General features: G+C 70.8%; 25 protein-coding genes. 14 read left to right on the top strand and 11 right to left on the bottom strand.

What is annotated here, in order from left to right:
* On the top strand, window positions 1-1,560 hold the full coding sequence (locus tag MQN93_RS23620; protein WP_242711161.1) for a Re/Si-specific NAD(P)(+) transhydrogenase subunit alpha: 1,560 nt from the start codon (window positions 1-3) through the stop codon (window positions 1,558-1,560).
* A gap of 6 nt (window positions 1,561-1,566) precedes the next feature.
* Window positions 1,567-3,033, top strand: coding sequence for a Re/Si-specific NAD(P)(+) transhydrogenase subunit beta (gene pntB, locus MQN93_RS23615; protein WP_242711160.1), 1,467 nt, complete (start codon window positions 1,567-1,569; stop codon window positions 3,031-3,033).
* Between the two features lie 22 nt (window positions 3,034-3,055).
* Here pntB and MQN93_RS23610 read toward each other — a convergent pair whose 3' ends face one another.
* Window positions 3,056-3,478, bottom strand: a complete 423-nt coding sequence (locus MQN93_RS23610) for a secondary thiamine-phosphate synthase enzyme YjbQ (RefSeq protein ID WP_242711159.1) — start codon at window positions 3,476-3,478, stop codon at window positions 3,056-3,058.
* Window positions 3,479-3,571: 93 nt separating this feature from the next.
* Between MQN93_RS23610 and MQN93_RS23605 the strand changes: the two genes are divergently transcribed.
* The gene (locus MQN93_RS23605; RefSeq protein WP_242711158.1) at window positions 3,572-4,687 is read left to right on the top strand and encodes an NAD(P)-binding domain-containing protein; all 1,116 of its coding nucleotides are present in this window, start codon (window positions 3,572-3,574) and stop codon (window positions 4,685-4,687) included.
* Between the two features lie 39 nt (window positions 4,688-4,726).
* Here MQN93_RS23605 and mltG read toward each other — a convergent pair whose 3' ends face one another.
* Both mltG and MQN93_RS23595 read right to left on the bottom strand, forming a co-directional pair.
* Window positions 4,727-5,566, bottom strand: a complete 840-nt coding sequence (mltG, locus tag MQN93_RS23600) for an endolytic transglycosylase MltG (protein WP_242711157.1) — start codon at window positions 5,564-5,566, stop codon at window positions 4,727-4,729.
* A 43-nt stretch (window positions 5,567-5,609) separates the two neighbouring features.
* Complete coding sequence (locus MQN93_RS23595) at window positions 5,610-7,412, bottom strand: ABC transporter ATP-binding protein (protein WP_242711156.1); 1,803 nt, start codon at window positions 7,410-7,412, stop codon at window positions 5,610-5,612.
* 118 nt (window positions 7,413-7,530) lie between these two features.
* Here MQN93_RS23595 and MQN93_RS23590 point away from each other — a divergent pair, with 118 nt between their 5' ends.
* A complete protein-coding gene (locus MQN93_RS23590) occupies window positions 7,531-7,986 on the top strand; it encodes a MarR family winged helix-turn-helix transcriptional regulator (RefSeq protein ID WP_016433779.1) in 456 nt (151 codons plus the stop codon).
* 132 nt (window positions 7,987-8,118) lie between these two features.
* Here MQN93_RS23590 and MQN93_RS23585 read toward each other — a convergent pair whose 3' ends face one another.
* A complete protein-coding gene (locus MQN93_RS23585) occupies window positions 8,119-8,829 on the bottom strand; it encodes a TetR/AcrR family transcriptional regulator (RefSeq protein WP_242711155.1) in 711 nt (236 codons plus the stop codon).
* 107 nt (window positions 8,830-8,936) lie between these two features.
* On the opposite strand from MQN93_RS23585, the gene MQN93_RS23580 reads away from it, so the two are divergent.
* Window positions 8,937-10,073, top strand: a complete 1,137-nt coding sequence (locus MQN93_RS23580) for an FAD-dependent oxidoreductase (protein WP_242711154.1) — start codon at window positions 8,937-8,939, stop codon at window positions 10,071-10,073.
* Window positions 10,074-10,371: 298 nt separating this feature from the next.
* Here the strand turns inward: MQN93_RS23580 and MQN93_RS23575 are convergent, their stop codons facing one another.
* Window positions 10,372-11,139 (bottom strand): L,D-transpeptidase family protein, encoded by a 768-nt coding sequence (locus tag MQN93_RS23575; RefSeq protein ID WP_242711153.1) that lies wholly within the window; start codon window positions 11,137-11,139, stop codon window positions 10,372-10,374.
* Between the two features lie 134 nt (window positions 11,140-11,273).
* Here MQN93_RS23575 and MQN93_RS23570 point away from each other — a divergent pair, with 134 nt between their 5' ends.
* On the top strand, window positions 11,274-13,202 hold the full coding sequence (locus MQN93_RS23570) for an ABC transporter transmembrane domain-containing protein (protein ID WP_242711152.1): 1,929 nt from the start codon (window positions 11,274-11,276) through the stop codon (window positions 13,200-13,202).
* Complete coding sequence (locus MQN93_RS23565) at window positions 13,199-14,983, top strand: ABC transporter ATP-binding protein (protein ID WP_242711151.1); 1,785 nt, start codon at window positions 13,199-13,201, stop codon at window positions 14,981-14,983. The genes MQN93_RS23570 and MQN93_RS23565 overlap by 4 nt, the downstream gene beginning before the upstream one ends.
* Window positions 14,984-15,123: 140 nt before the next feature.
* On the opposite strand, the gene MQN93_RS23560 is transcribed toward MQN93_RS23565, so the two are convergent.
* Window positions 15,124-15,678 carry a COG4315 family predicted lipoprotein gene (locus tag MQN93_RS23560; protein ID WP_242711150.1) on the bottom strand — a complete coding sequence of 185 codons (555 nt, stop codon included), beginning with the start codon at window positions 15,676-15,678 and terminating at the stop codon, window positions 15,124-15,126.
* 98 nt (window positions 15,679-15,776) lie between these two features.
* Here MQN93_RS23560 and MQN93_RS23555 point away from each other — a divergent pair, with 98 nt between their 5' ends.
* From MQN93_RS23555 to MQN93_RS23540, 4 genes are all read left to right on the top strand, one after another.
* On the top strand, window positions 15,777-16,403 hold the full coding sequence (locus MQN93_RS23555; protein WP_242711149.1) for an RNA polymerase sigma factor: 627 nt from the start codon (window positions 15,777-15,779) through the stop codon (window positions 16,401-16,403).
* A complete protein-coding gene (locus tag MQN93_RS23550; RefSeq protein ID WP_016433794.1) occupies window positions 16,366-17,052 on the top strand; it encodes a hypothetical protein in 687 nt (228 codons plus the stop codon). The genes MQN93_RS23555 and MQN93_RS23550 overlap by 38 nt, the downstream gene beginning before the upstream one ends.
* 195 nt (window positions 17,053-17,247) lie before the next feature.
* Complete coding sequence (locus MQN93_RS23545) at window positions 17,248-17,718, top strand: DUF5709 domain-containing protein (protein WP_242711148.1); 471 nt, start codon at window positions 17,248-17,250, stop codon at window positions 17,716-17,718.
* Window positions 17,719-17,747: 29 nt separating this feature from the next.
* Window positions 17,748-18,020, top strand: a complete 273-nt coding sequence (locus MQN93_RS23540) for a type B 50S ribosomal protein L31 (protein ID WP_242711147.1) — start codon at window positions 17,748-17,750, stop codon at window positions 18,018-18,020.
* A 27-nt stretch (window positions 18,021-18,047) separates the two neighbouring features.
* Here the strand turns inward: MQN93_RS23540 and MQN93_RS23535 are convergent, their stop codons facing one another.
* Window positions 18,048-18,842 carry a metal-dependent hydrolase gene (locus MQN93_RS23535; protein WP_016433797.1) on the bottom strand — a complete coding sequence of 265 codons (795 nt, stop codon included), beginning with the start codon at window positions 18,840-18,842 and terminating at the stop codon, window positions 18,048-18,050.
* 145 nt (window positions 18,843-18,987) lie between these two features.
* Here MQN93_RS23535 and MQN93_RS23530 point away from each other — a divergent pair, with 145 nt between their 5' ends.
* Together MQN93_RS23530 and MQN93_RS23525 are read left to right on the top strand one after the other, a co-directional pair.
* Window positions 18,988-21,501 carry a DEAD/DEAH box helicase gene (locus MQN93_RS23530; protein WP_037781505.1) on the top strand — a complete coding sequence of 838 codons (2,514 nt, stop codon included), beginning with the start codon at window positions 18,988-18,990 and terminating at the stop codon, window positions 21,499-21,501.
* Between the two features lie 19 nt (window positions 21,502-21,520).
* Window positions 21,521-22,387: an acyl-CoA thioesterase gene (locus MQN93_RS23525; RefSeq protein ID WP_242711146.1), complete on the top strand. Its 867-nt coding sequence runs from the start codon at window positions 21,521-21,523 to the stop codon at window positions 22,385-22,387.
* A 22-nt stretch (window positions 22,388-22,409) separates the two neighbouring features.
* Here the strand turns inward: MQN93_RS23525 and MQN93_RS23520 are convergent, their stop codons facing one another.
* Both MQN93_RS23520 and MQN93_RS23515 read right to left on the bottom strand, forming a co-directional pair.
* Window positions 22,410-23,333, bottom strand: coding sequence for a DUF6397 family protein (locus MQN93_RS23520; protein WP_242711145.1), 924 nt, complete (start codon window positions 23,331-23,333; stop codon window positions 22,410-22,412).
* 129 nt (window positions 23,334-23,462) lie between these two features.
* The gene (locus MQN93_RS23515) at window positions 23,463-23,876 is read right to left on the bottom strand and encodes a roadblock/LC7 domain-containing protein (protein ID WP_016433801.1); all 414 of its coding nucleotides are present in this window, start codon (window positions 23,874-23,876) and stop codon (window positions 23,463-23,465) included.
* Between the two features lie 94 nt (window positions 23,877-23,970).
* Here MQN93_RS23515 and MQN93_RS23510 point away from each other — a divergent pair, with 94 nt between their 5' ends.
* Window positions 23,971-24,399 (top strand): PPOX class F420-dependent oxidoreductase, encoded by a 429-nt coding sequence (locus MQN93_RS23510; protein ID WP_242711144.1) that lies wholly within the window; start codon window positions 23,971-23,973, stop codon window positions 24,397-24,399.
* Window positions 24,400-24,444: 45 nt separating this feature from the next.
* On the opposite strand, the gene MQN93_RS23505 is transcribed toward MQN93_RS23510, so the two are convergent.
* Window positions 24,445-25,050, bottom strand: coding sequence for a GTP-binding protein (locus tag MQN93_RS23505; RefSeq protein WP_016433803.1), 606 nt, complete (start codon window positions 25,048-25,050; stop codon window positions 24,445-24,447).
* A gap of 74 nt (window positions 25,051-25,124) precedes the next feature.
* On the bottom strand, window positions 25,125-25,532 hold the full coding sequence (locus MQN93_RS23500) for a DUF742 domain-containing protein (protein ID WP_016433804.1): 408 nt from the start codon (window positions 25,530-25,532) through the stop codon (window positions 25,125-25,127).
* Between the last annotated feature and the right edge of the window lie 17 nt (window positions 25,533-25,549).

Here is a 25,549-nt window from a genome sequence, read left to right as displayed (position 1 = left end):
ATGTCGGCTGATGCACCCTCGCACCACCCTCCGCAGCTCATCGGCGTAGTCGCCGAGTCCGCCTCCGGGGAGACGCGCGTCGCCGCGACCCCCACGACGGTGCGGCTGCTACTGAAGTGCGGCTACGAGGCCGTCGTCGAGACCGGGGCCGGCGAGGCCTCGGGCTTCGACGACCAGGCGTACGTCGAGGCCGGCGCGCAGATCGGCGAAGCCTGGAACGCGGATGTCGTTCTGAAGGTGAACGCCCCCACCGCCTCGGAGATCACCCGGCTGCGCGAGGGCGCGACCGTCGTCGGCCTCCTCGCGCCCGCGCAGAACCCCGAACTGCTGCAGGAGCTGTCGCAGGCCGGGGTGACCGCGCTGGCCCTGGACGCGGTGCCGCGCATCTCGCGGGCCCAGTCGATGGACGTGCTGTCCTCGATGGCGAACATCGCCGGGTACCGCGCGGTCATCGAGGCCGCGCATGTCTTCGGCAGGTTCTTCACCGGCCAGGTCACCGCGGCCGGCAAGGTCCCCCCGGCGAAGGTCCTCGTCGCCGGTGCGGGCGTCGCCGGGCTCGCGGCGATCGGCGCCGCGTCTTCCCTCGGCGCCGTCGTGCGCGCCACCGACCCGCGCCCCGAGGTCGCGGACCAGGTGAGGTCGCTGGGCGGCGAGTACCTGCCGGTGGACGTGGTCCAGGAGGCGAGCACCGACGGCTACGCCAAGGCGACCTCCGCGGACTACGACCGCGCCGCCGCCGAGCTCTACCACGAGCAGGCCCAGGACGTGGACATCGTCATCACCACGGCGCTGATCCCGGGCCGGCCCGCCCCGCGCCTGCTGACGGCCGCCGACGTGGCGGCGATGAAACCGGGCAGCGTCATCGTCGACATGGCCGCCGCGATGGGCGGCAATGTGGAGGGAACCGTGGCGGGCCGCACGGTGGTCACCGACAACGGCGTGACCATCATCGGCTACACCGACCTGGCCTCCCGGCTGCCCGCCCAGGCCTCGCAGCTCTTCGGCACCAACCTGGCCAACCTGGTCAAGCTGCTCACCCCCGGCAAGGACGGCCGGCTGACCGTCGATTTCGACGACGTCGTGCAGCGGGCCGTGACCGTGGTGCGCGGCGGCGAGATCACCTGGCCGCCGCCGCCCGTCGCGGTCTCGGCCGCACCCGCCGCACAGACGGCCGAGGCTGCACCCGTCGAGCCCGAGCCCGAGCGCCCGAGGCTCACACCCGCGCTCCGCTTCGGTCTGATCGGGCTCGGGATGCTCGCGATGTTCCTGCTGGTCGCCTTCGCTCCGGCCCAACTCGCCGAGAACTTCACGGTGTTCGCGCTGGCGGTGGTGATCGGCTACTACGTCATCGGCAAGGTGCACCACGCGCTGCACACACCGCTGATGTCGGTGACCAACGCGATCTCCGGGATCGTCGTGATCGGTGCCCTGCTGCAGATCGGGCACGAGAACACCCTCGTCACCGCACTGTCGTGCGTGGCGATCCTGCTGACGAGCGTCAACGTCTTCGGAGGTTTCGCCGTCACCCGTCGCATGCTGTCCATGTTCTCGAAAGGCTGAGCCGAGATGACCTCCACGACGGCCTCCCACGCGGCCGACCTGGTCGCCGCCCTGCTGTTCATCCTCAGCCTGGCCGGCCTGTCCCAGCACCGCACCTCCCGTGCCGGCGTCGTCTACGGCATCGCCGGCATGGCCCTCGCACTCATCGCCACGATCGTGGTGGCCGCGCAGAGCATCAGCGCCGGTGCGGTGGCGCTGATCCTTGTCGCCACCGCGGTCGGTGCGGCGATCGGGCTGTGGCGCGCCCGCAGGGTCGAGATGACGCAGATGCCCGAACTGATCGCGGTGCTGCACAGTTTCGTCGGCCTCGCCGCGGTGCTGGTGGGCTGGAACAGCTACCTGGAGGTGGAGTCGCACGGCGACGCGCAGACCCGGATCGGCGCCGACCTGCTGGGCATCCACCACGCCGAGGTGTTCATCGGCATCTTCATCGGCGCGGTCACCTTCACCGGCTCCGTCGTCGCGTTCCTGAAGCTGTCGGCCCGGATCAAGTCCCGTCCGCTGATGCTGCCCGGCAAGAACGCGCTCAACATCGGCGCGCTCGTCGCGTTCGTCGCGCTGACCGTCTGGTTCACGATCAGCCCCAGCCTGCCGCTGATGATCGCCGTGACCGCGCTGGCCCTGGCACTGGGCTGGCACCTGGTGGCCTCGATCGGCGGCGGCGACATGCCCGTGGTCGTCTCCATGCTGAACAGCTACTCCGGCTGGGCGGCCGCCGCGGCCGGCTTCCTGCTCAACAACAACCTGCTGATCGTCACCGGTGCACTGGTCGGCTCCTCCGGCGCCTACCTGTCGTACATCATGTGCAAGGCCATGAACCGCTCCTTCCTCTCCGTCATCGCGGGCGGCTTCGGCATCGAGGCACCGTCCGGGGGCCAGGAGGAGCAGGGCGAGCACCGCGAGGTGCGTGCCGCGGAGGCGGCCGAGATGCTCGCCCAGGCCCGCTCGGTGATCATCACGCCCGGTTACGGCATGGCTGTCGCCCAGGCCCAGCACCCGGTCGCCGAGCTCACGCGGCGGTTGCGCGAGCGGGGCGTGGAGGTCCGCTTCGGCGTCCACCCCGTCGCCGGCCGGCTGCCCGGCCACATGAACGTGCTCCTGGCCGAGGCGAAGGTGCCCTACGACATCGTCCTGGAGATGGACGAGATCAACGACGACTTCGCCGACACCTCCGTCGTCCTGGTCATCGGCGCCAACGACACCGTCAACCCGGCCGCCATGGACGACCCGAGCAGCCCGATCGCCGGTATGCCGGTCCTGCGCGTCTGGGAGTCGGAGCAGGTCATCGTCTTCAAGCGCTCGATGGCCTCCGGCTACGCGGGCGTACAGAACCCGCTCTTCTTCCGCGAGAACAGCGCCATGCTCTTCGGCGACGCCAAACAGAGCGTGGAGGCAATCCTGCACACACTCGGCTCCGACGGCCACCACGGGGAGTCATCGACGGGGCGGCAGACTTCGTTGGCGGGGCGCTGAGGCTTCCGCCGGACGGCCCTGCTCACGCCAGGAACGACAGCCGTACCGTGCGGTTCGGGTTGTCCTTGTTCGTGTCGACGAGGCAGACGGACTGCCAGGTGCCCAGTTCCAGGTGGCCGGCGATGACCGGCAGGGTGGCGTGGGGCGGGACGATGGCCGGGAGGACGTGGTCGCGGCCGTGGCCGGGGCTGCCGTGGCGGTGCTGCCAGCGGTCGTCGGCGGGGAGGAGGGTGTGCAGGGTGGCGAGGAGGTCGTCGTCGCTGCCGGCGCCCGTTTCCAGGACGGCGATTCCGGCGGTGGCGTGCGGGACGAAGACGTTGAGGAGACCGTCACGGCCGACGGCCGCCTCGCGCAGGAAGGTCTCGCAGTCGTGGGTCAGGTCGACGACCCTCTCCCTGGAGCCGGTGGAGACGTTCAGGATTCGGGTGGTGAAGGCATCTGACATGCCTCCATCGTGACCCATCCGCGCCGGTCCACACCGCAGGGCCGAGCCGCCCCGCACGGGAAGATCCGCGGCCTCGTCCGAGTTTGTAGAAGCGTGAACAACACGCGTGAGGTCGAGGCAGTCGTCGTAGGCGCCGGGCAGGCCGGTCTGTCCAGCGCCTATCACCTGCGGCGCACCGGTTACGAGCCGGAGCGCGACTTCGTGGTCCTTGACCACTCCCCCGGTCCGGGCGGCGCCTGGCAGTTCCGGTGGCCGTCGCTGACGTACGGCAAGGTCCACGGGATGCACTCGCTGCCCGGCATGGAGCTGACGGACGCCGATCCGGCGCGGCCGTCCTCCGAGGTCATCGCCGAGTACTTCGCCACGTACGAGCGCACCTTCGATCTGCGGGTGCGGCGGCCCGTGGAGGTGCGTGCGGTGCGCGAGGGCTCCGACGGGCGTCTGCTCGTCGAGACCTCGGACGGCGACTGGTCGACGCGGGCGCTGATCAATGCGACCGGCACCTGGGACCGGCCGTTCTGGCCGCGATACCCCGGTCAGGAGACCTTCCGCGGACGGCAGTTGCACACCGCGCAGTACCCGGGGCCCGAGGCCTTCGCCGGGCAGCGGGTGATCGTGGTGGGCGGCGGCGCCTCCGGCACCCAGCATCTGCTGGAGATCGCGCCGTTCGCGGCCGCCACCACCTGGGTGACCCGGCGGCCGCCCGTCTACCGCGAGGGTCCGTTCACCGAGGAGTACGGCCGGGCCGCGGTCGCGCTGGTGAAGGAGCGGGTGCGGCAGGGGCTGCCGCCCAAGAGCGTCGTCTCGGTGACCGGACTGCCGCTGAACGACGCGATCCGGCAGGGCATCGCCGACGGCGTCCTCGACCGGCAGCCGATGTTCGACCGGATCACGCCGGACGGGGTGGCCTGGAACGACGGGCGGCACGTCGACGCCGACGTCATCCTGTGGGCCACCGGCTTCCGCGCCGCGATCGACCACCTGGCCCCGCTACGGCTCCGCGAACCGGGCGGTGGCATCCGCGTCGAGGGCACTCGTTCCGTCGCCGACCCACGCGTCCACCTCGTCGGCTACGGCCCCTCGGCCAGCACCATCGGCGCCAACCGGGCGGGCCGGGCGGCGGTACGGGACATCCGGCGGCTGCTCGCCGAGAAGGCCGCGCACACCGAGGAGGCCGCGCACACCGAGGAGGAGCCCGCCGTCGCGTGACGGCCCACCGCGCTCACATCACGTGACGACCCGTCAGACTCACGTGGACGGCGACGCCTTCTTCTGGTTGGCGTTGAACTCGGCCACGTTGCGCTGGTGCTGGGCGAAGTCGGCGGTGAAGCGCGTGTCGCCCGGTTTGACGGTGACGAAGTACAGCCAGTCGCCCGGGGTCGGGCTGATCGCGGCGCGCATGGCGTCCTCGCCCGGGTTGTCGATCGGCGTCGGCGGCAGCCCCATGCGTTGGTAGGAGTTGTAGGGGCTGTCGACCTTGGTGTCGGTGGCGGTCGTCTTCAGGGTCGTGCGGTTGAGGGCGTAGTTGAGGGTGGAGTCCATCTGCAGAGGCATCCCGCGCTCGAGCCGGTTGAAGACGACCCGGGCCACCTTGCCCATGTCGGCCTTCGATGCGGCCTCGGCCTGCACGATGCTCGCGACGGTGACCGCCTGGTAGACGTTCATGGCGTTGCGCTGCGCACCGGCCGCGATCGGGGCGCCGTTGAACTTCCTGTCGGCCGTCCGGGCCATGGCCGTCAGCAGGGACTCGGGGGTCGCCTTCTCGGGGACGGGATAGGTCGCCGGGAAGAGGTAGCCCTCGGGGTTGCCCTCGGCGTCCTTCGGCAGCTTCAGATGGGCTTTCGCCACCGACTTCCTGGTGGTGCCCGCGGGCAGGGTGAGGGCCTTGTCCACGGCGGCGTAGATCTGGCTCGCGCGCCAGCCCTCCGGGATCACCAGGGACGCGGGCCGCGCGACCTCGCTGCTCCGGATCATCCACAGCGGTACCGCCACGGCGGTGCCGGCCACGACGGCCCCGGTCACGACGAGGACGAGCTTGCCGCGCCGCGTGAGTCGAATCTGGCTCCGTGGCGGAGTGTTCTTCTGCATGCGGGCACGGTAACCCGCATAACGCTACAAACCCGGCATATCTTCAGCTCGTCGGCTTCAGTTGGGCATCCCGGCGTACGAGAGCCGCATACCGCCCGTCCAGTTCCAGCAGTTCCTCGTGCGTGCCGCGTTCGGCGACGCTCCCGGAGTCGAGGACCGCGATCTGGTCGGCGCCACGGATGGTCGACAGGCGGTGCGCGATGGTGAGCGTGGTGCGGTCGGCCGACAGGGCGTCGATCGCGGCCTGGACGGCGGCTTCGGTGCGGTTGTCCAGGGCGCTGGTCGCCTCGTCGAGGATCAGGACCGGCGGATCGCGCAGGATGGTGCGGGCGATGGCCAGGCGCTGCTTCTCACCACCGGAGAAGCGGTGGCCGCGCTCGCCGACGATCGTGTCGTAGCCGTCGGGCAGGGACGCGATGTGGTCGTGGATCTGGGCCGCCTTCGCGGCCGTGCGCAGCTCCTCGTCGGTGGCGTCCGGCTTGGCGAAGCGCAGGTTCTCGGCGACCGAGGCGTGGAAGAGGTACGTCTCCTGCGAGACGACGCCCACGGCGCGCGCCAGGGTGTCGAAGTCCAGGTCGCGTACGTCGATGCCGTCGAGGGTGACGCGGCCGCCGCTGACGTCGTAGAGCCGCGGGACGAGGTAGCCGAGCGTGGACTTTCCGGCGCCGGTGGGGCCGACGATCGCGAGGCTGCTGCCGGCCGGGACGGTGACGTCGATGCCGTGGAGGATCGGCCCGCCCTTGTCGTCGTACCGGAACTCCACGTCCTCGAAGCGCACTTCGCCCTTGATCTGGTCCAGGTGGACGGGGTTGTCCCGCTCGGTGATGTCGATCGGCAGGTCGAGGTATTCGAAGATGCGCTGGAAGAGGGCGAGCGAGGTCTGGATCTGGACGCCGGTCGACAGCAGGCTGACCGCCGGGCGGAACAGGCCCTGCTGGAGCGAGACGAAGGCGACGATCGTGCCGATGGAGACCTGTGGGCCGCCCATCTGCAGGGCGATGCCCGCGGTCCAGTAGATGACGGCCGGCATGGCGGCCATGACGATCGTGATGACGGCCATCCGCCAGCGGCCGGCCATGTTCGACCTGACCTCGAGGTCGACCAGGCCCTCGGACTCCTCGGCGAAGGACCGCGTGAGCGAGTCGGAGCGGCCCATGGTGCGGCCGAGCAGGATGCCGCTGACGGAGAGCGACTCGGTGACGGTGGCGGCCATGGCGGCCATCTGCTTCTGGCGCTGGGTGGTGATCTTCTTGCGCTCGTTGCCGACCCGGCGGCTGACCCACACGAAGACCGGGAGCAGCAGCAGCGAGACGATGGTCAGCCGCCAGTCGAGGGCGATCATCGCGACGACGGTGGCGACCACGCTGGTCAGGTTGGAGACCAGGGAGGTGGCGGTGGAGGTGACCGTGGCCTGCATGCCGCCGATGTCGTTGGCGATGCGGGACTGGACCTCGCCGGTGCGGGTGCGGGTGAAGAACGCGAGCGACATGCGCTGCAGGCGGCCGTAGACGGCGGTGCGCAGGTCGTGCATGACGCGCTGGCCGACCGTCGTGGAGATCAGGGTCTGCAGGACGCCGAAGACGCTGGTGAGGACGGCGCTGAGGATCATGCCGAGCGCGAGCAGGCTGAGCAGGCCGGTGCGGCCCTCGGGGATCGCGACGTCGAGGACGGCCTTCAACAGGAAGGGCGTGGCCACGGAGACGAGCGACGCGGCGCCGACCAGCAGGCCGACGACGGCGAGACGGGCGCGGTAGGGACGGAAGAGTCTGAGGATGCGACGCACCTGCCGTGGCTGTTCCTTGGCGTCGGCAGGTGGTGTCCAGCGGGGTTCTCGATCGGGGTTCATGGGCTCCTACGGGAGGGGAGGACGAGAGCCGGCGCGCATCCGCTACGGCGCCGACTGGCGGAGCTTAGCTCATTGTTACCTATGCTCACAATGAAATAGGTCCTGATATTGTTCCCGCATGACGACCCCGGATCCCGACAGCCTGCTCGCCGAGCAACTGCTGCGGTTCACTCGGCGCATGCACCGCATCCAGAAACGCCAGATCGAACGGGCGGGCCTGGGGGTCACCCCGGCCCAGTCCCGGCTGCTGCGCACGCTGGCGCACTACGACGCGCCGCCGCGCATGGCGGACCTCGCCGAGCGCCTGGAGGTCGTCCCGCGCGCCGTGACCACGCTGGTGGACGGCCTGGAGGCGAGCGGCAAGGTCCGCCGGGTGCCCGATCCGACCAACCGCCGGGTGATCCGGATCGAACTCACCGAGGACGGGCACAAGGCCGTACGTGCGGTGTTCGCGGCCCGCAGGGCCGCCGCCGAGGAGGTGCTCGCACCGCTCACGGACGAGCAGCGCACGGTCCTCGGCGGGCTGCTGGACGCGCTCGTGGACGGGGTGCCCGAGCCGGCGGGGCGCTGCTGAGGCGGCTTCGGGGCGCGTTCGAGATGTAGCCGGCGGCGAGTTCGAGATGCAGGTGGCGTCGAGTTCGGGATGGAGCCGGCGTCGAGTGCGTCGGCGTTCTCGCCGTCCGTGGTCACGAGGCGCACCCCATGGTCACTCCGTGCGGGTCACACCGCGGATGATGATCTCGACCTCGGCGTCGAAGGTCTCGATGGCGTCGTTCTCCGCCCCTTCGAGGACCCGTTGCATGGTGGGGTAGCGCCCGGTCGCGATCCGCCGGCCGAGGTAGCCCCCGACCGACGCCCGCCACTGCGTCTCGTCGGTGCCGGTCTCCCGGCTCTGGCGCAGCTCGGTGACCTCGTTGCGGACGGCGCCGACCAGATAGGCGTTGAAGACGCCGAGGGCCGCCATGAGACGGCCGCCGCCGTCCGGACCCAGGGCGCTGGCCAGGGCCGAGGCGGTCGCCTCCATGACGTCCAGGGCGTTGGGGCCCAGATGTGGCCGTCCGCCGATCAGTTCGACGAACCATTCGTGTCGCAGGGCGCAGTCCCGGGTGGTGACGGCGATCGTGCGTAGCACCGCCTCCCATCCGGACACCGACTCCCCTCCTGATGCACCCCCGAGCGCGCCCGCGATCTCTCCGTACACCTGGTCGGCCATCAGGTCGAGCAGTTCTTCCTTGGTGGCGACGTAGCCGTACAGGCGCATCGGGCTCACCTGCAGTTCGGCGGCGACCTTGCGCATCGACAGGCCGGACAGCCCCTCGGCGTCGGCCAGCGCGACCGCGGCCGCCACGATCCGGCCGCGGTCGATCGGCACGACGGTCCGGCCACGCGGTTCGGGGCGCTCCCAGATCAGATCCACAGCGTCACCGTACGCCGTTCTGTTTCCGTACGCCGTATCACTTCCGTACGTCGTACGCTAACGTACGCTGTACGGAAACTCGGCGACTGGAGATCGGAATGAGTGCGATGAGCAGGACGAGTGAGCCGCGGATCGCGATCGTCGGCGGCGGAATCGGTGGCCTGGTGCTGGCGGGACTGCTCCACCGGTACGGGATCGCGGCCATGCTGCACGAACGAGACACCGGACTGGATGCCCGCGGCCACGGAGGCAGCCTCGACCTGCACCCTGAGTCGGGGCAGCGCGCCCTGGACGAGCTCGGTCTGAGCGAGGGCTTCCGGGCCGACGCCCGGCCCGAGGGCGAGGACCTGCGCATCCTCGACCCGGCCGGCAAGGTGCTCGGCCGCCATGCCCCCGAGCCGGGCGAGGGCACTCGGCCGGAGATCGACCGGGGAAGCCTGCGCAGGCTACTGCTGTCGAAGGTGCCGGACACCGCCATCGGCTGGGGGCGCCATGTGACCGGCGTCCAGCGGATTCCCACCGGCGGTCACCGGCTGACCTTCGTCGACGGCACGCAGACGCACTGCGACATCCTGATCGGCGCGGACGGCGGGCGATCCCGCATCCGCCCGCTCCTGACCGATGCGCGGCCGGTCCATCTCTCCGCCTACCTCCAGCTGACGATCACCGATGCCGACCGACGCAGGCCCCGGATATCGCAGTTCGTCGGACCCGGCAGCCTGATGGCCCTGGGCAACGACATCAACCTGGGTGCGCAGCGGTCCGGGGACGGCACGATCCGCGTCTCGGTGACCGTACGGACCGACGCCGACTGGATCGGCCGGCAGCGGTTCCACGACGAGGACTGGGCGGGCATCGTGACCCTGCTCCATGACATGTTCGCCGGCTGGGACCCGGAACTGACCGCCATGATCGATGCCTGTGACCCGGGGTCGCTGGTCGCACGGAACATAGAGGCTCTTCCCGTGGGCACCCGCTGGTCCTCGCGCCCGGATGTCACCCTGCTCGGCGACGCGGCCCATCTGATGCCCCCGGTGGGCGAGGGCGCCAACCAGGCGATGCTGGACGGTGTGATGCTCGCCCGGGCGATCGCCGAGCACGCCGACGACCCCGCCGCGGCGATCGCCGTCTACGAGACCGAGATGTTCGAGCGCACGGCAGCGATCGCGGCGGGCTCGGCGCGCATCGAGCGGATGGGTCTCGCACCCGACGCGGCCGAACGGATGGCGGCCTTCTTCGCATAGCCGCGCCGGGCCGGGCCTGCCCTGCCGTGCCCTGCCGTGCCGTGCCCTGCCGGGCCGGATCGCGGCGTATGCTCCGAAGGACACGGCCTACTCCTCGACGGGCCCCAGGTCGAGATCCGTCCTTCGAACGTGGCGCGTATCGTCACGTCGCTCATCTCGAGCCGGGCGGTCAGCAACGAGGAGATTCTGGTCGAACCCGAACTGCGCCTGCGGCGCTCCACCGCTCCCGCGCCGAGCGGCGCCTGATTCCTGGCTTGGTTTTCTGGCTTGGTTTTCTGGCTTGGTTCAGTGGCTTGGCTCACCGGCTTGGTTCAACGGTCGGGGCGGCCTGGGCCTTCAGGTTCGCCCTGTCCCCCATCACCACCACCGGATGCAGGTGCGGATCGAGCGTCCGCAGCAGATACTGCATGGCCGCCTTGGAGAGGCTGATGCAGGCCGACGTACCGCTGCCGTGGTCCAGGTGCAGCCAGATGCCGCCGCCCTTCTCGTCGCCCTGAGGACGGGTCGGGTCGTCGGGAGGGGTGCCCTTGAGGCGGTTGTAGTCGATGGCGATGACGTAGTCGAAGTCGTGCCAGTGCGACTTCGCCCACCAGTGCGGGGCCGCGAACGACGCGTCGTGGGTGTACGGCAGCCGGGAGCCCGGGTCGGCGAGGACGCCGCCCGCGTCGGAGAGGGTGAAGACGCCGACCGGGCTGCGGAGATCGTCCTCGTGGTGGTCGGTGGTCCAGCCCTTCCTGCCGTTGTGCGCGGGCCAACCGCGCTCCCGGCTCCAGATCCCGCCGTGCTTGGTGTAGAGCACGGCGGTGGACCGCGCGGACTCCCTGCCGTCGCCGTAGACCGCCAGGACCTGGCCGGAGTCGGCGGGGATGCGCCGGTGCAGGCGGTCGCCGATGCCGGGGATCCGGGTGCGGTCGACGGCGGGCCCGTGCGCGGCGGACACCTTGGCCGACGCGTCCTTGTCGCCTCCGTCGCTCTGATGTGTGCCGCCGCAGGCGGACAGCAACGCCAGCAGGGTCCCAAGGGCCACCGCAGCGACCGCTGTACGAGATGCACCGTTCTTTCGCATCGCCCCATTCTGTACCGCGCGCGGAAAACCGCTTGCTTTCCACCACGCCGCGCGGCGAACCTTTCACGGTTTGCTGCCGCCGTGCGCGGCTGTCCTCCCCACCCCTGACACGAGCCTCTGGGACGTCCGCCGTCATGCAGATACAAGACCTTCCGTACGCCGACCCGGGCACCCCGGACGCGCGCTCGGGTCCCCGGTTCCTGTGGTGGCTGGGCCGTCATCAGCCGGGCGGTCAGTTCAAGGCGCTGGCCTGGGGCCTGCTGCACTTCGCCTCCGTCTCCGCGCTGCCGTTCTGCGTCGGCGCGGCCGTGCAGGCGGCGGTCGACCACTCGGGCGGGCGGCTCGCCCTCGCGGGCGGCCTGTTGGCGGTGGCCGCGGTCGGCATCGCCCTCGGCGACACGTATCTGCACCGCGCCGCCGTCACCAACTGGATCACGGCCGCCGCCCGCGTCCAGCAGTTGCTCGCCCGCAAGGCCGCCCTGCTGGGCTCGGCGCTGACCCGGCGCGTCGCGGCAGGCGAGGTCGTCGCCGTCTCCACCGGTGACGTGGAGAAGATCGGGTGGTTCGTCGAGGCCGTCTCCCGGTTCACCGCGGCCGCCCTGACCGTCGTGCTCGTCTGCGTGGCCCTGGTCGTCTACCAGCCGGCGCTCGGCGTGGTCGTCGCGGCGGGGGTGCCCGTGGTGGCGCTGGCCGTGCTGCCGCTGCTGCCGCGGGCGACGCGGCGGGCCGACTTCCAACGCGAGAAGGCGGGGCGGGCCACCGAACTGGCCTCGGACACCGTCGCCGGTCTGCGGGTGCTGCGCGGCATCGGCGGGGAGGAGCTGTTCCTCGACCGCTACCGCAGCGCCTCCCAGGAGGTCCGCCGCGCGGCCGTGCGCAGCGCCCGCATGTGGGCCCTGATTTCGGCGATCCAGGTGCTGCTGCCTGGCCTGCTGATGGTCGTGGTCGTCTGGTACGGCGTATATCTGGCCCGCGAGGGCCGTATCACCGTCGGCGAACTGGTCACCGTCTACAGCTCGGTGATGATCCTGACCTATCCGCTGCGGCACTTCGAGGAGATCGCCATGGCGTACTCCTTCTCACGGCCCTCCGCGAGGCGGGCGGCACGGGTGCTGTCGCTGGAGCGGGCCACTGACGCTGGTGGGGTGCGGGACGCTGAGTTTGACGGTGCGCGGTCAGCCGGAGCGGATGGTGTGACGACCGCCTACACGGACGGTGTGAGGTCGGCCGAGGCGGACGGTATGAGGTCGGCCCATGTGCCCGGCGGTGATCTGTACGACCCCGCCACCGGTCTGCTGGCCCCCGCCGGGCGGCTCACCGCCGTGGTGTGCGGTGACCCGGACGCGGCGGGCCTACTCGCCGAACGGCTGGGCGGACACCCCGCCGAGCGGAGTCCCTCCGTGCTGCTGGGCGGGGTGCCTCTCGACGAACTGCCGCTGGACACGGCCCGCGAGGCGGTGCTCGTCCAGGACAAGGACCCGGTGCTGCTGTCCGGTTCGCTGCGTGAGCTGCTCGACGTGCCCGCCTCGGGTTGCGTCAGTGCGCGCGACGCGCTGGCGGCCGCCCAGTGCGCCGATGTCCTGGACGCGCTCGCGCAGGGGTCGTTGGACGCCGAGGACCCGATGGACACCCGGATCACCGAGCGGGGTCGGTCGCTGTCCGGCGGTCAGCGCCAACGGCTCGCCCTGGCCCGGTCGTTGATCACCGACCCCGAGGTGCTCGTCCTGGACGAGCCGACCTCGGCCGTCGACTCGCACACCGAGGCACGGATCGCCCGGGGCATGCGCGATCTGCGGGAGGGGCGCACGACGGTGGTGTTCACCTCCTCACCGCTCCTCCTGGACCACGCGGACCGGGTCGTGCTGGTGCACGAGGGCACGGTCGCCGCAGTCGGCGTGCACCGCGAACTGCTGCACAGCGAGCCCCGTTACCGGGCCGTGGTGACCCGGGAGACGGACGAGGAGGCCGCTCTGAGCGGCGTACTCGACGAAGCCCACAGGGACGCACTTCACCGCAACGAACTCCACCGGGACGAACTTCAAGAGATCGAGGAGTCGGCATGATCGGCGTGGCGCCACCGGCGTACGACCCGGCGGCCCCGACGACGGCGCACACCCTGCCCGTCGGCGCGCCGGCGACCGTACGTGCCTATGTGATCGAGCTGTTCCGGCGGCATCGCCGTGCCTTCCTGGTCCTGATGGCCGTCAACACGGTGTCCGTCGTCGCCTCGATGGCCGGTCCGTGGCTGCTCGGCGACCTCGTCGAGCGGGTCTCGGACCACGCACGCGAGCTTCATCTCCCGCTCACCGTCTCGCTGTTCACGCTCGCACTGGTCGTCCAGGCCGTGTTCGTGCAGCAGGTTCGGCTGCGCGGGGCGATGCTCGGCGAGCGGATGCTGGCCGACCTGCGCGAGGACTTCCTCGTACGGTCGGTCGGGCTGCCGCCGGGCATTCTGGAACGGGCCGGCACCGGCGATCTGCTGTCCCGCATCACCACGGACATCGACCGCCTCGCCAACGCGATGCGCGAGGCCGTGCCGCAGCTGACGATCGGCGTGGTGTGGGCGCTGCTGCTGCTCGGCGGACTCGTCGTCACGGTGCCGCCGCTGGCGCCCGCCGTCCTGGTGGCGGTGCCGCTGCTGGTGGTCGGCTGCCGGTGGTACTTCAAACGGGCGCCGTCCGCCTACCGTTCGGAGGCCGCCGGATATGCCGCCGTGGCCGCCGCCCTCGCCGAGACCGTCGACGCCGGACGCACCGTCGAGGCCCACCGCCTGGGCGAGCGCCGTATCGGCCTGTCGGATCGCCGGGTGAAGGAGTGGACGGCCTGGGAGCGCTACACCCTGTGGCTGCGGTCCGTGCTCTTCCCGGTCATCAACCTCACCCATGCGACCGTGCTCGGCTCGGTGCTGATCATCGGCGGTGTGTTCGTCCTGCAGGGCTGGATCGGGGTGGGCCAGCTGACCACGGGCGCGCTCATCGCGCAGATGCTCGTCGACCCGGTCAACCTCATCCTGCGCTGGTACGACGAGCTGCAGGTGGCCCAGGTGTCGCTGGCCCGGCTGGTCGGCGTGCGCGACATCGAGCCGGACACCGGGGACCGTGCGGTGGCCCCCGACGGCCGTGACGTGCACGCGGACCGGGTGCACTTCGGCTACCGCGAGGGCGTGGACGTGCTGCGCACGGTGTCCCTGCACGTCGCGCCCGGCACCCGGCTGGCACTGGTCGGGCCGTCCGGCGCGGGCAAGTCCACGCTGGGCCGCCTGCTCGCCGGCATCTACGCGCCCCGGGACGGCCACGTCACCCTCGGCGGTGCCGAACTGTCCCGGATGCCCGCCGAACGCGTCCGCTCCCATGTGGCACTCGTCAACCAGGAGCACCACGTCTTCGTGGGCTCCCTGCGCGACAACCTCCTGCTCGCCCGGACCTCCGCGACCGACGCGGAGCTCTGGGCGGCGCTGGGCGCGGTCGACGCGGACGGCTGGGCGCGGGCCCTGGACGACGGTCTGGACACCGAGGTCGGTTCGGGCGGCCTCGCCCTCACTCCGGCCCAGGCCCAGCAGATCGCGCTGGCCCGTCTGGTCCTGGCGGACCCGCACACGCTTGTCCTGGACGAGGCGACCTCGCTGCTCGACCCGCGTGCGGCACGCCACCTCGAACGCTCCCTCGCCCGCGTCCTCGACGGTCGCACCGTGGTCGCCATCGCCCACCGGCTGCACACCGCCCACGACGCGGACGTCATCGCCGTCGTCGAGAACGGCCGCATCGTCGAACTCGGCAGCCACGAGGAACTGGTGGCGGTGGAGGGCGGCGCGTATGCGGCACTGTGGCGGTCCTGGCACGGGTGATCCGGGCCGTACCGGGGCAGGGCCACGGCGGTGCGGGCGCCCGGCCGGGTCCGGGACGGTGCGTGCGGGAGCTCGGGCGGGGCTCGGGGGCGAGTGACCGGTCCGGCCGGGGTCTGCCGTACGGCGAGTTCCCGGCCGGGTCAGTAGCCGTAGCCGCCGCCACCGCTGCTGTTGCCGCTGTCCGTACTGCTGGCCGCCGGGGCGGCCGTCTTGATCGCCGTGCCCTTGTCGTTCATGACGTACCAGATCTTGTCGATGCCCTGTCCCTTCACATCGCCGGACGCCTGGTCGTTGGCGTAGTAGTACAGCGGGTGTCCGGCGTAGGTCACCTGCGCCTTTCCTCCGCCCTTCGTGGCGCCGATGAGGCTCGCCCGCGCCCCCTCGCCGGCGTGCGGCGTGCCCTCCATGTGCGGCCAGAGCTTGATGCACGCCGCGTCGCAGTTCATCGAGTTGGTGTTCTTGCCGTCCTCGGTGAACAGGTACAGCGTGCGTCCGCTGCCGTCGGTGAGGATGTTGCCGAGCGGCGAGCTGCTGACCTTGATCGTCGAGGAGTCCATGGCGGCCGGCGCCGGACTGTCGGCCTGGCTTCCACCGCCTGAGCTGCCGCTGGCACTGCCACCACCACTGCCGCATCCGGCCAGCGCCAGCGCCGACGCGAGTGCGAACCCGGCCACGGTCAACCTGCTGATGCTCATGATCTCTCCGTCCGTTTCGACGGAGGTTGTACGGGCGAAAAGCTGCGAGAGATTGCACCTGGCTCCGTTCAATCCTTTTGCCTGCTTCGTACGTACCTATGGGCGTGGAACTGTTCCCGCGCACCGACCGGCTCGACGACGCCTCGCTCGTCGCCGGCCTCGCGCTGGGCGACGAGCAGGCGGCGCTCGCCTTCGTCCGCCGCTTCCAGGACGCGGTCTTCGGCCTCGCCCTCTCGGTGACCCGCGACCGCGCCCTAGCCGAGGACGTCAGCCAGGAGGTGTTCGTACGAGCCTGGCGCGCGGCGGGCAACTACGACCCCCGGCGGGCCTCGGCCCTGACCTGGCTGCTGACCATCACCCGCAACGCCGCGATCGACGCCGTCCGGGCCCGGCGTCCCACTCCCGTGCTGGCCGAGACCCTGGAACGGCTGCTGGACGTGACCCTGCGGTCGGCCGCCGACACCGACGACACCGAGCGGCTGGCCCTGCTCACCCTGGAGAGCGAGCGCGCCCTCGCACGGCTGCAGGCCCTGCCCGAGGAGCAGGCCCGCGCGGTCGCGCTGGCCGTACTGGGCGGCTGCACCGCCGCCGAGGTGGGCCGGCACGAGAACATTCCTCTCGGCACCGCCAAGACCCGCATCCGCACCGGGCTGCGCAGGCTGCGCGACACGCTGAAGGAGGAGAGCCGTGACGGAACGCCACCCCGACGGGCAACGCCGCCCTGATGAGCAACGTCATCCTGACGAGGACGAACTGACCGCCCTTGCCCTCGGCACCCTCCCCGGCGAGCCGGGCGAGCTGCTGCGCCATCTCACCGCCTGTGTGACCTGCCGCGCCGCCTACGACGATCTGTCGGCGGCGGTCGACGCCGTCCTGCCCGCGGCCCCCGCGGTCGCGGCACCGCCCGGCTTCGACACCCGCGTCCTCGACCGCCTGGAGCTGCGCCGCCCCTCCCCCGCCCGCCGTTCGTACCGCACCCCGCTGCTGGTCGCCGCGGCCGCCGCGGCCGGGCTCTGTCTGGGCGCGGCCGGCACGGCACTGCTTCATCACGAGTCGGCCCCGGTGCAGGTGGCCGCGAGCGACCACGGGGCCCGGCTGGTCACCGGCTCGGGCGCACCGGTGGGCACCGTGGAGCCGAGCCGCGCCGGCACCCAACGCGTCCTCGTCATGCAGATCACGGCCGGCCGGCCCGGCACCCACTACACCTGCCGCCTGCTGCTCGAGGACGGCTCCACCCGCGACGCCGGCCAGTGGTGGATGCCGCAGTCCGGCCGGGCCACCTGGATCGCCTACGGGTCGGCCGGCTCCGTCGACCGCGTCGAACTGGTGACGGACGACGGCCACGTCTGGTCCTCGGCCGTACTGCGCGGCTGACGCGCGCCGCCGCCCGCCTCCTCCCGCCGTGCCGTTGCGCAGTCCCGAAAGGGGGTGGAAGGCTGGATATCGGCACGGGCTCGGGGAGCGCCCTGGGACCCGAGGTCCCTCCCGGTGCAGCCAGTGCTCCGCGCGAGGGCGGCCGGAGCCCGACGCGGTGAGAAGCGGGCCCGTCCCCATCATCTGGAGGTATCCGTGAACAGCGTCGACGGATGGGGAGACGACGTCTACCAGCCCGACGGATCCGAGCTCCAGGAGGACTCCGGACTGCTCGACGTGGAGGACACGCTCGTCGACGACGGTGTCGACGACCCTCTCGACCGCGGCTGGTCGCCTCCGGAGAGGCCGTGGGCGGTGGAGCGCGACGACGTGACGGCGGCGGAGCGCCGCCACGGGGAGACCCTGGACCAGCGGCTCGCCGAGGAACTGCCCGAGCTGGTGATGTCCGACGGCGACGGCATCGGCGACTGCGACGGCTCCGACGGGGAACTCCTGGACGACGAGGTCGGCGCCACCCGCTCCGGCCGTCTTGTGGCCCCGGACGAGGGGGCGCACGAGGACGAGGAGAGCGCGCTGGTCGCCACGGACGTGGGCATCGACGGCGCCGCCGCGTCCGCCGAGGAGGCGGCGATGCACATCGTCGACGGAGACGCCCTGTCCGGCTGACCGGACGCCCACCAGCCCGAGGAGGACGCATGCAGCAGGACAAGCAGCCCGACTACCACCCGGTGGTCTTCCGCGACCGTGCCGCGGGCTACGCCTTTCTGACCCGGTCCACCGCGACCAGCGAGCAGACCATCGAGTGGGACGACGGCGAGACCTACCCGGTGGTGGATGTGGAGATCTCCTCGGAGAGCCATCCCTTCTACACCGGCAAGGCACGCACGGTGGACACGGAGGGCCGGATCGCCCAGTTCGAGCGGCGCTACGGAGGCGGCGCGGGCCAGGGCTCGGGCGGCACGAGCTGAACCGCCGGCCGGCCGGCGCCCCGTCCCTCAGATGACGTTCAGCGCGGCCGCGCAGCCCACCCCGCCGAGCAGCATGAACACCGGCATCAGCACCTTGAGCTCGACCCAGCTGCCCGCGCGGAACCGCATGAACTTCGGCGGGCCGATCGGGTACCAGCGCTTGCGGCCCACCGGGATCGGCCACAGCACCGGGCAGCCGGACACCGTCAGCGCGTCCCCGATGTCGTGCACTATCGCGCCCAGCACGATCGGCAGCCCCAGCCACAGGTACTGCTGGCCGGGCTCCGTGAACAGCCAGTCCGAGCCGTTGCCCGGCTTGTCCAGGACCCCTGCGAGGATCCAGGCGCTGGTGGCGGCCAGCAGCCAGACCAGGACGTCGCTGCTGGAGCCGCGGGCCGCCCGCCACAGCAGGCCCTCGATGGCCAGGACCATGTGGACGAAGAGGATGGCGAGGACCGCCCAGCGGCCACCGGTGATGGCGATGACCGACGTACCCCCACCGATCAGGACCGCCCACAGCCAGGTGTGGGTGAGTGTGCGGTGGCCGCCGGAGCGGCGCGGGTCGCCCTGCTTCTTCGTCGCCTTGTAGACGGCGTAGGAGAGCTTGTCGACGATCTCGCACAGCCCGCGGGAGAGCGGACCGAAGGCCCTGGAGATGGTGGCGGCCTTGTGGTCCAGATCCGGGGCGAGTGCGGCTCCGGCGCAGATCAGCGCGCCGACCAGAAGGACCGGCCAGGGCATGGCATGTCCGGCCGCGGCGGCCGCCGCACCGACGCCGAGCCAGGCGGCCGCGCCCGACAATGAGTGTGCTGGTCCCATCATGGCCGTTGCCCGCCCCATTCCTCTTGTGCCGCTGTCCAGTTGACCGGGTGCTCTGACGCTCCGTCGGCGTCACAGCGTACTGCTCGTGATCTTCGTGCAAGCAACCGATTCCCCCATGGGCCGGGTCGCCAGGCAAGATGGGTGCGTGACCCTCATCGATCAGCTGCCGCAGACCGCCGACCCCGACGCCCTCTACGAAGCCTTCGAGTCGTGGGCCGAGGAACGCGGTCTCACGCTCTACCCCCACCAGGAGGAGGCGCTGATCGAGGTGGTCTCCGGCGCGAACGTGATCGTGTCGACGCCCACCGGGTCCGGCAAGAGCATGATCGCGGCGGGCGCGCACTTCGCCGCCCTCGCCCGGGACGAGGTCACCTTCTACACGGCACCGATCAAGGCCCTGGTGTCGGAGAAGTTCTTCGAGCTGTGCAAGCTCTTCGGCACCGAGAACGTCGGCATGCTGACCGGTGACGCGTCCGTGAACGCCGATGCGCCCGTCATCTGCTGCACCGCCGAGGTCCTCGCCTCGATCGCGCTGCGCGACGGCAAGGACGCGGACATCGGCCAGGTAGTGATGGACGAGTTCCACTTCTACGCGGAGGCGGATCGCGGCTGGGCCTGGCAGATCCCGATCCTGGAGCTGCCGCAGGCGCAGTTCGTCCTGATGTCCGCGACGCTCGGCGACGTCTCGATGTTCGAGAAGGACCTCACCCGGCGCACCGGCCGCCCGACGGCCGTGGTCCGCTCGGCGACGCGGCCCGTGCCGCTGTCCTACGAATACCGGCTCACCCCGCTCACCGAGACGCTGACGGAACTGCTGGAGACCAGGCAGGCGCCGGTCTACATCGTGCACTTCACCCAGGCGCAGGCCGTGGAGCGGGCGCAGGCGCTGATGAGCATCAACATGTGCACGCGCGAGGAGAAGGACCAGATCGCCGAGCTGATCGGCAACTTCCGCTTCACCACCAAGTTCGGCCGCAACCTCTCCCGCTACGTCCGCCACGGCATCGGCGTCCATCACGCCGGCATGCTGCCCAAGTACCGGCGTCTGGTGGAGAAGCTCGCCCAGGCCGGGCTGCTGAAGGTCATCTGCGGCACGGACACGCTCGGTGTCGGCGTCAACGTCCCCATCCGCACGGTGCTGTTCACGGCGTTGACCAAGTACGACGGCAGCCGCGTGCGCACGCTGCGCGCCCGCGAGTTCCACCAGATCGCCGGGCGGGCCGGGCGGGCCGGCTTCGACACGGCGGGCTTCGTCGTCGCGCAGGCGCCCGAGCACGTCATCGAGAACGAGAAGGCACTCGCCAAGGCGGGCGACGATCCCAAGAAGCGCCGCAAGGTCGTCCGCAAGAAGGCGCCCGAGGGCTTCGTCGCCTGGACGGAGAACACCTTCGAGAAGCTGATCGCCTCCGACCCGGAGCCGCTGACCTCCCGCTTCCGGGTGACCCACACGATGCTGCTGTCGGTGATCGCCCGCCCGGGCAACGCCTTCGAGGCGATGCGGCATCTCCTGGAGGACAACCACGAGCCGCGCAAGCAGCAGCTTCGGCACATCCGGCGCGCGATCGCCATCTACCGCTCGCTGCTGGACGGCGGCATCGTCGAGCGGCTCGACGAACCGGACGCCACCGGCCGCATCGTCCGCCTCACCGTGGACCTGCAGCAGGACTTCGCCCTCAACCAGCCGCTGTCCACGTTCGCCCTCGCCGCGTTCGAACTGCTCGATCCGGATTCGCCGTCCTACGCGCTGGACATGGTCTCCGTCGTCGAGTCGACGCTGGACGATCCGCGCCAGATCCTCGTCGCCCAGCTGAACAAGGCCAAGGGCGAGGCGGTGGCCGCGATGAAGGCGGACGGCGTCGAGTACGAGGAGCGCATGGAGCGGCTGCAGGACATCAGCTACCCCAAGCCCCTGGAGGAGCTCCTCTTCCACGCGTACAACACGTACCGCAAGAGCCACCCGTGGGTGGGCGACCATCCGCTGTCGCCCAAGTCCGTGATCCGCGACATGTACGAACGGGCCATGTCCTTCACGGAGTTGGTGTCCTTCTACGAACTGGCCCGCACCGAGGGCATCGTGCTGCGCTACCTCGCCAGCGCCTTCAAGGCCCTCGACCACAACATCCCGGACGACCTCAAGTCGGAGGACCTGCAGGACCTCATCGAGTGGCTCGGCGAGATGGTCCGCCAGGTCGACTCCAGCCTGCTCGACGAGTGGGAGCAGCTCGCCAACCCGGAGGAGCTGACCGCCGAGGAGGCCCAGGAGAAGGCCGACGAGGTCAAGCCGGTCACCAGCAACGCCCGTGCCTTCAGGGTCCTGGTCCGCAACGCCATGTTCCGCCGCGTCGAACTCGCGGCCCTCGACCAGGTCGAGGAGCTGGGCGAGATGGACGCCGACTCCGGCTGGGACGCCGACGCGTGGGGCGAGGCCATGGACAAGTACTGGGACGAGTACGACGACCTGGGCACCGGCCCGGATGCCCGCGGCCCCAAGCTGCTGCAGATCGAGGAGGACGCGGAGCACGGTCTGTGGCGGGTCCGCCAGACCTTCGCCGACCCGAACGGCGACCACGACTGGGGCATCAGCGCGGAGATCGACCTCACTGCCTCCGACGCCGAGGGCCGTGCGATCGTACGTGTCACCGACGTCGGCCAGCTGTGAGCCAAGGAGAACCCCACGCATGACGAACCCGGCCGAGAGCCTCGTCGACCTGCTCGACCTGGAGCGGATCGAGGTCAACATCTTCCGTGGGCTGAGCCCGAACGAGTCCCTCCAACGCGTCTTCGGCGGGCAGGTGGCGGGCCAGGCTCTGGTCGCCGCCGCCCGCACCACGGACGGCGAACGTCCGGTGCATTCGCTGCACGCGTACTTCCTGCGCCCGGGGCGGCCGGGCGTGCCGATCGTGTACCAGGTGGAACGGGTGCGGGACGGCAGGTCGTTCACGACCCGGAGGGTCACCGCAGTGCAGCAGGGCCGCACGATCTTCAATCTCACCGCCTCCTTTCACAAGCCTGAGGAAGGACCCTTCGAGCACCAGCTGCCGCCGGCCCGCAAGGTCCCCGACCCGGAGTCTTTGCCGACGGTCACCCAGGTGATCCGTGAGCATCACGGCGATCTGCCCGAGCAGCTGGAGCGGATGGCACGCCGCCAGCCCTTCGACATCCGCTATGTGGACCGGCTGCGCTGGACGCCCGAGGAGGTCAAGGACGCCGAGCCGCGCAGTGCCGTGTGGATGCGCGCGGTCGGACCGCTGGGGGACGACCCGGTCGTGCACACCTGCGCGCTGACCTACGCCAGCGACATGACTCTTCTGGACGCCGTCCGCATCCCGGTCCAACCCCTGTGGGGCCCCCGCACCTTCGACATCGCGTCACTGGACCACGCCATGTGGTTCCACCGTCCCTTCCGCGCGGACGAGTGGTTCCTCTACGACCAGGAGTCACCGATCGCGACGGGCGGACGGGGTCTGGCACGTGGTCGGATCTACGACGCCGAGGGGCGGCTGCTCGTGTCCGTGGTCCAGGAAGGACTGTTCCGGGCGCTGTGAGTCACGCCGTCCTGTGACGGGCTCACACCGTCCTGCGGCGCAGCCAGCCGAGCAGGGTGCGTGGACGTGCCGCTTCCTGCGGGGTCGGCGGGCTCTGTTCCGTGGTTGCCGGCGGTGTGAGATGTGTCGGCTCCGGCTCCTGCAAGGGCCTGGGCGCGGGATTCGGGCACGGCGCGGGCTGGAGCCTGCGCGCATCGCTCACCGCCTGAGCGAGCTCGGCTCGCAACCAGCCGATCTCGTCCAGGTCCTGCGCCATGGTGATGCGCTCGGCCAGCTGCGCGGCGGGCGAGTCGGGTGCGCCGTGGGCCGGGGGCCTGGGCCGGAACCGGTTCAAGTGGGCCCGCTCATACGGGTCGTGCACGATCTCCGCGACCTGAACGGCATCCAGCAGCGAGGCCACGGCGGCAGCCTGTGCCCACGGATGGTCGCCGGCCTGCCGTCGCAGGAAGCCCAGGTGTCGGCCCCGCCAGGTCCGGGGCCGCAGATCCAGCCCGTCCGCGAGCTGTTCCCGTACATCTACGGGTGTGCGGCCGCTCAGCAGCGGCGCGTTGGTCTCGTCGGCCTCGAACTGGGCGAGTTCTTCGGCCAGATAGAGCCAGACGACGGCCCGGTAGCGGTTGAGGTAGAAGCGCACCGGGACGACGACGCCGAGCCGGGCCAGCCTGGTGAACCTGCCGTGGGACACCTCCAGCAACTCCGCGCCTTCCCGGGCGCCCACGGTCTCGACCCGCTTCCTCAGCGACTCGGGAAAATCCTCCTCGGCACGCAGCCGGTCGATCTCGCTTCGGGCGACCCGCAGACCCCCGCCCCCTTCGTCGGGCATCGTGCGGATGTGTCCGAGATTCACCGCGAGGTCGAACTCCCCTCGCTTCAGACCCAGTTCCCGGCAGGCCCGGCTCGGCGTGCAGGAGGTGGTGTGCGGTTGCGTGGCGATGTTGCCTGACATGATCGGTCTCCCCCGTGGAGCAAGTGGTCCGCGCCGTCTGCGCGACCTCGGTGAAAAAAACCGTAGCCGCTCCGGCCGATCTTGCGGCGGGCCTGTGGATAACTCCATGGGAGAGGGCGAAACCGCAGGTCAGGAGTCTGTCGTCGGGGCTCGCTCGGGCTGGCGGGCCTCGACGTCAAGGTGCTCTCCGACCCGGTTGACGAGCAAGGTCATCTCGTAGGCGATCTGGCCGATGTCTGCTTCCGCGCCACTGAGCACGCACAGGCAGCTGCTGTTTCCGGCGGCGGTGACGAACAGCACCGCGTCGTCGAACTCGACCATCGTCTGACGTACTCTGCCCGCGCCGAAGTGGCGTCCCGAGCCCTTCGCCAGGCTGTGCAGCCCGGACGAGACGGCGGCGAGGTGTTCGGCGTCCTCGCGCCGCAGTCCCGTGCTGGCCCCCGTCACCAGCCCGTCGTTGGACAGGACCAGAGCGTGCCGGACGTGTTCGACACGCTCGGTCAGATCGTCCAGCAGCCAGTCAAGTCCCTGGTTCTGCGCCATGTTCCGGTCTCCCCGTGTGACGACTCCCCCTGGCCGGAGGATCTCCCACGCCACCCTTCACCACCACCGGCCCACGAGCAAGGAGGATATGAGCATGGCTCAGAAGATGACCGACGAGGAATGGCGGGCGTTCGTGTCGCACGGCACGCGCACCGGCAAGCTGTCGACCGTCCGGGCGGACGGAAGCCCGCATGTGGCACCGATCTGGTTCGTGCTCGACGGCGACGACCTGGTGTTCAACACCGGCAGGACCACGGTGAAGGGACGGAATCTGGCTCGTGACGGTCGGGTCGCCCTGTGTGTGGACGACGACCGGCCACCGTTCGACTTCGTGGTGCTGCAGGGCCGTGCCCGGATCTCGGAGGATCTCGGCGAGGTGCGCCGCTGGGCCGCACGGATCGGAGCGCGATACATGGGTGAGGAGCGCGCCGAGGAGTTCGGTGAGCGCAACGGCGTTCCTGGTGAACTCCTCGTGCGCGTGGCGATCGACAAGGTCCTGGCACACAAGGTCATCGCGAGCTGAGCGTCACCCTCTCCACTGGCGGCCGGTGACTCCCACGCGGGTCCGTCAGCCGACCGAGTCGAGGAGCCGGGCGGTGTGCATCCGCCCGGCGTACTCGACCAGCCGGATCAGCACCTCCTTTCCCGAGTCGCGGTCACGGGCGTCGCACAGGACGACCGGCGTCGCGGCATCGAGGTCGAGAGCACGCGCCACATGCTGGGCTTCATAAGTGCGGGCGCCTGCGAAGCAGTTGACGGCGACCACGAACGGGATGCGCCGGTGCTCGAAGTAGTCCACCGCCGGGAAGCAGTCCTCGAGCCGCCGGGTGTCGGCGAGGACCACGGCGCCGAGTGCGCCGTGCGCCAGTTCGTCCCACAGGAACCAGAAGCGGTCCTGGCCCGGTGTACCGAACAGGTAGAGGGAGAGGCCGGAGCGGATGGTGATGCGGCCGAAGTCCATGGCGACGGTGGTGGTGACCTTCTGGTCCACGCCCTTGGTGTCGTCCACCGACTCCCCCGCCTCGCTGAGCAGCTCCTCCGTGCGCAGCGGCCTGATCTCGCTGACCGCGCCCACCAGGGTGGTCTTGCCCACGCCGAATCCGCCGGCGACCAGGATCTTCAGCGCCAGTGCGGTCGTGTCGCCGCCCTGTGCGTCGGAGTGCTCGTAGACCATCGTTCACTTCTCTCGGTGTCCGGTTGAGTGCGCGCGTGCGGGCCGTACGGGACCTGCTGTTTGTGCACGCTCGCCTAGAGCGCCCGCAGCCCTTCGATCACCTCGCGCAGAAGGTCCCCGTCGGGCAGCTGCGCGGGCTGCACCGGGCGGCTGACGGTGACGCAGCCGAGTTCCAGCAGGTCGCCCAGGAGCACCCGGACGACTCCCACGGGCAGATCGGCGCCCGCAGCGAGTTCCGCGAGGGACAAGGTCTCCGTGCGGCACAGCTCCAGCAGGGCCCGGTGCTCCGGTCCGAGCCCGGGGTCGTCGCCGGGTGCTCCCAGGCCCAGGGTGACCAGGGCGATCAGGTCGAGGTGCACCCCGGTGGGACCGGAACTGGTGCGCCCGCCGGTCATGGCGTACGGGCGGACGAGAGGTCCCGCCTCGCTGTCGTACCACTGGCTGCCCGGCTCGCGCGGGGCTCCGGTCCTGTCCCGGTTCATGGCGGCGCGTCACCTCT

Source organism: Streptomyces spinosisporus (assembly GCF_022698145.1).
GTDB classification, from domain to species: domain Bacteria; phylum Actinomycetota; class Actinomycetes; order Streptomycetales; family Streptomycetaceae; genus Streptomyces; species Streptomyces spinosisporus.
The sequence above is the reverse complement of the archived record's forward strand: the minus strand, read 5'-3'. Positions and strand labels throughout refer to the sequence as shown.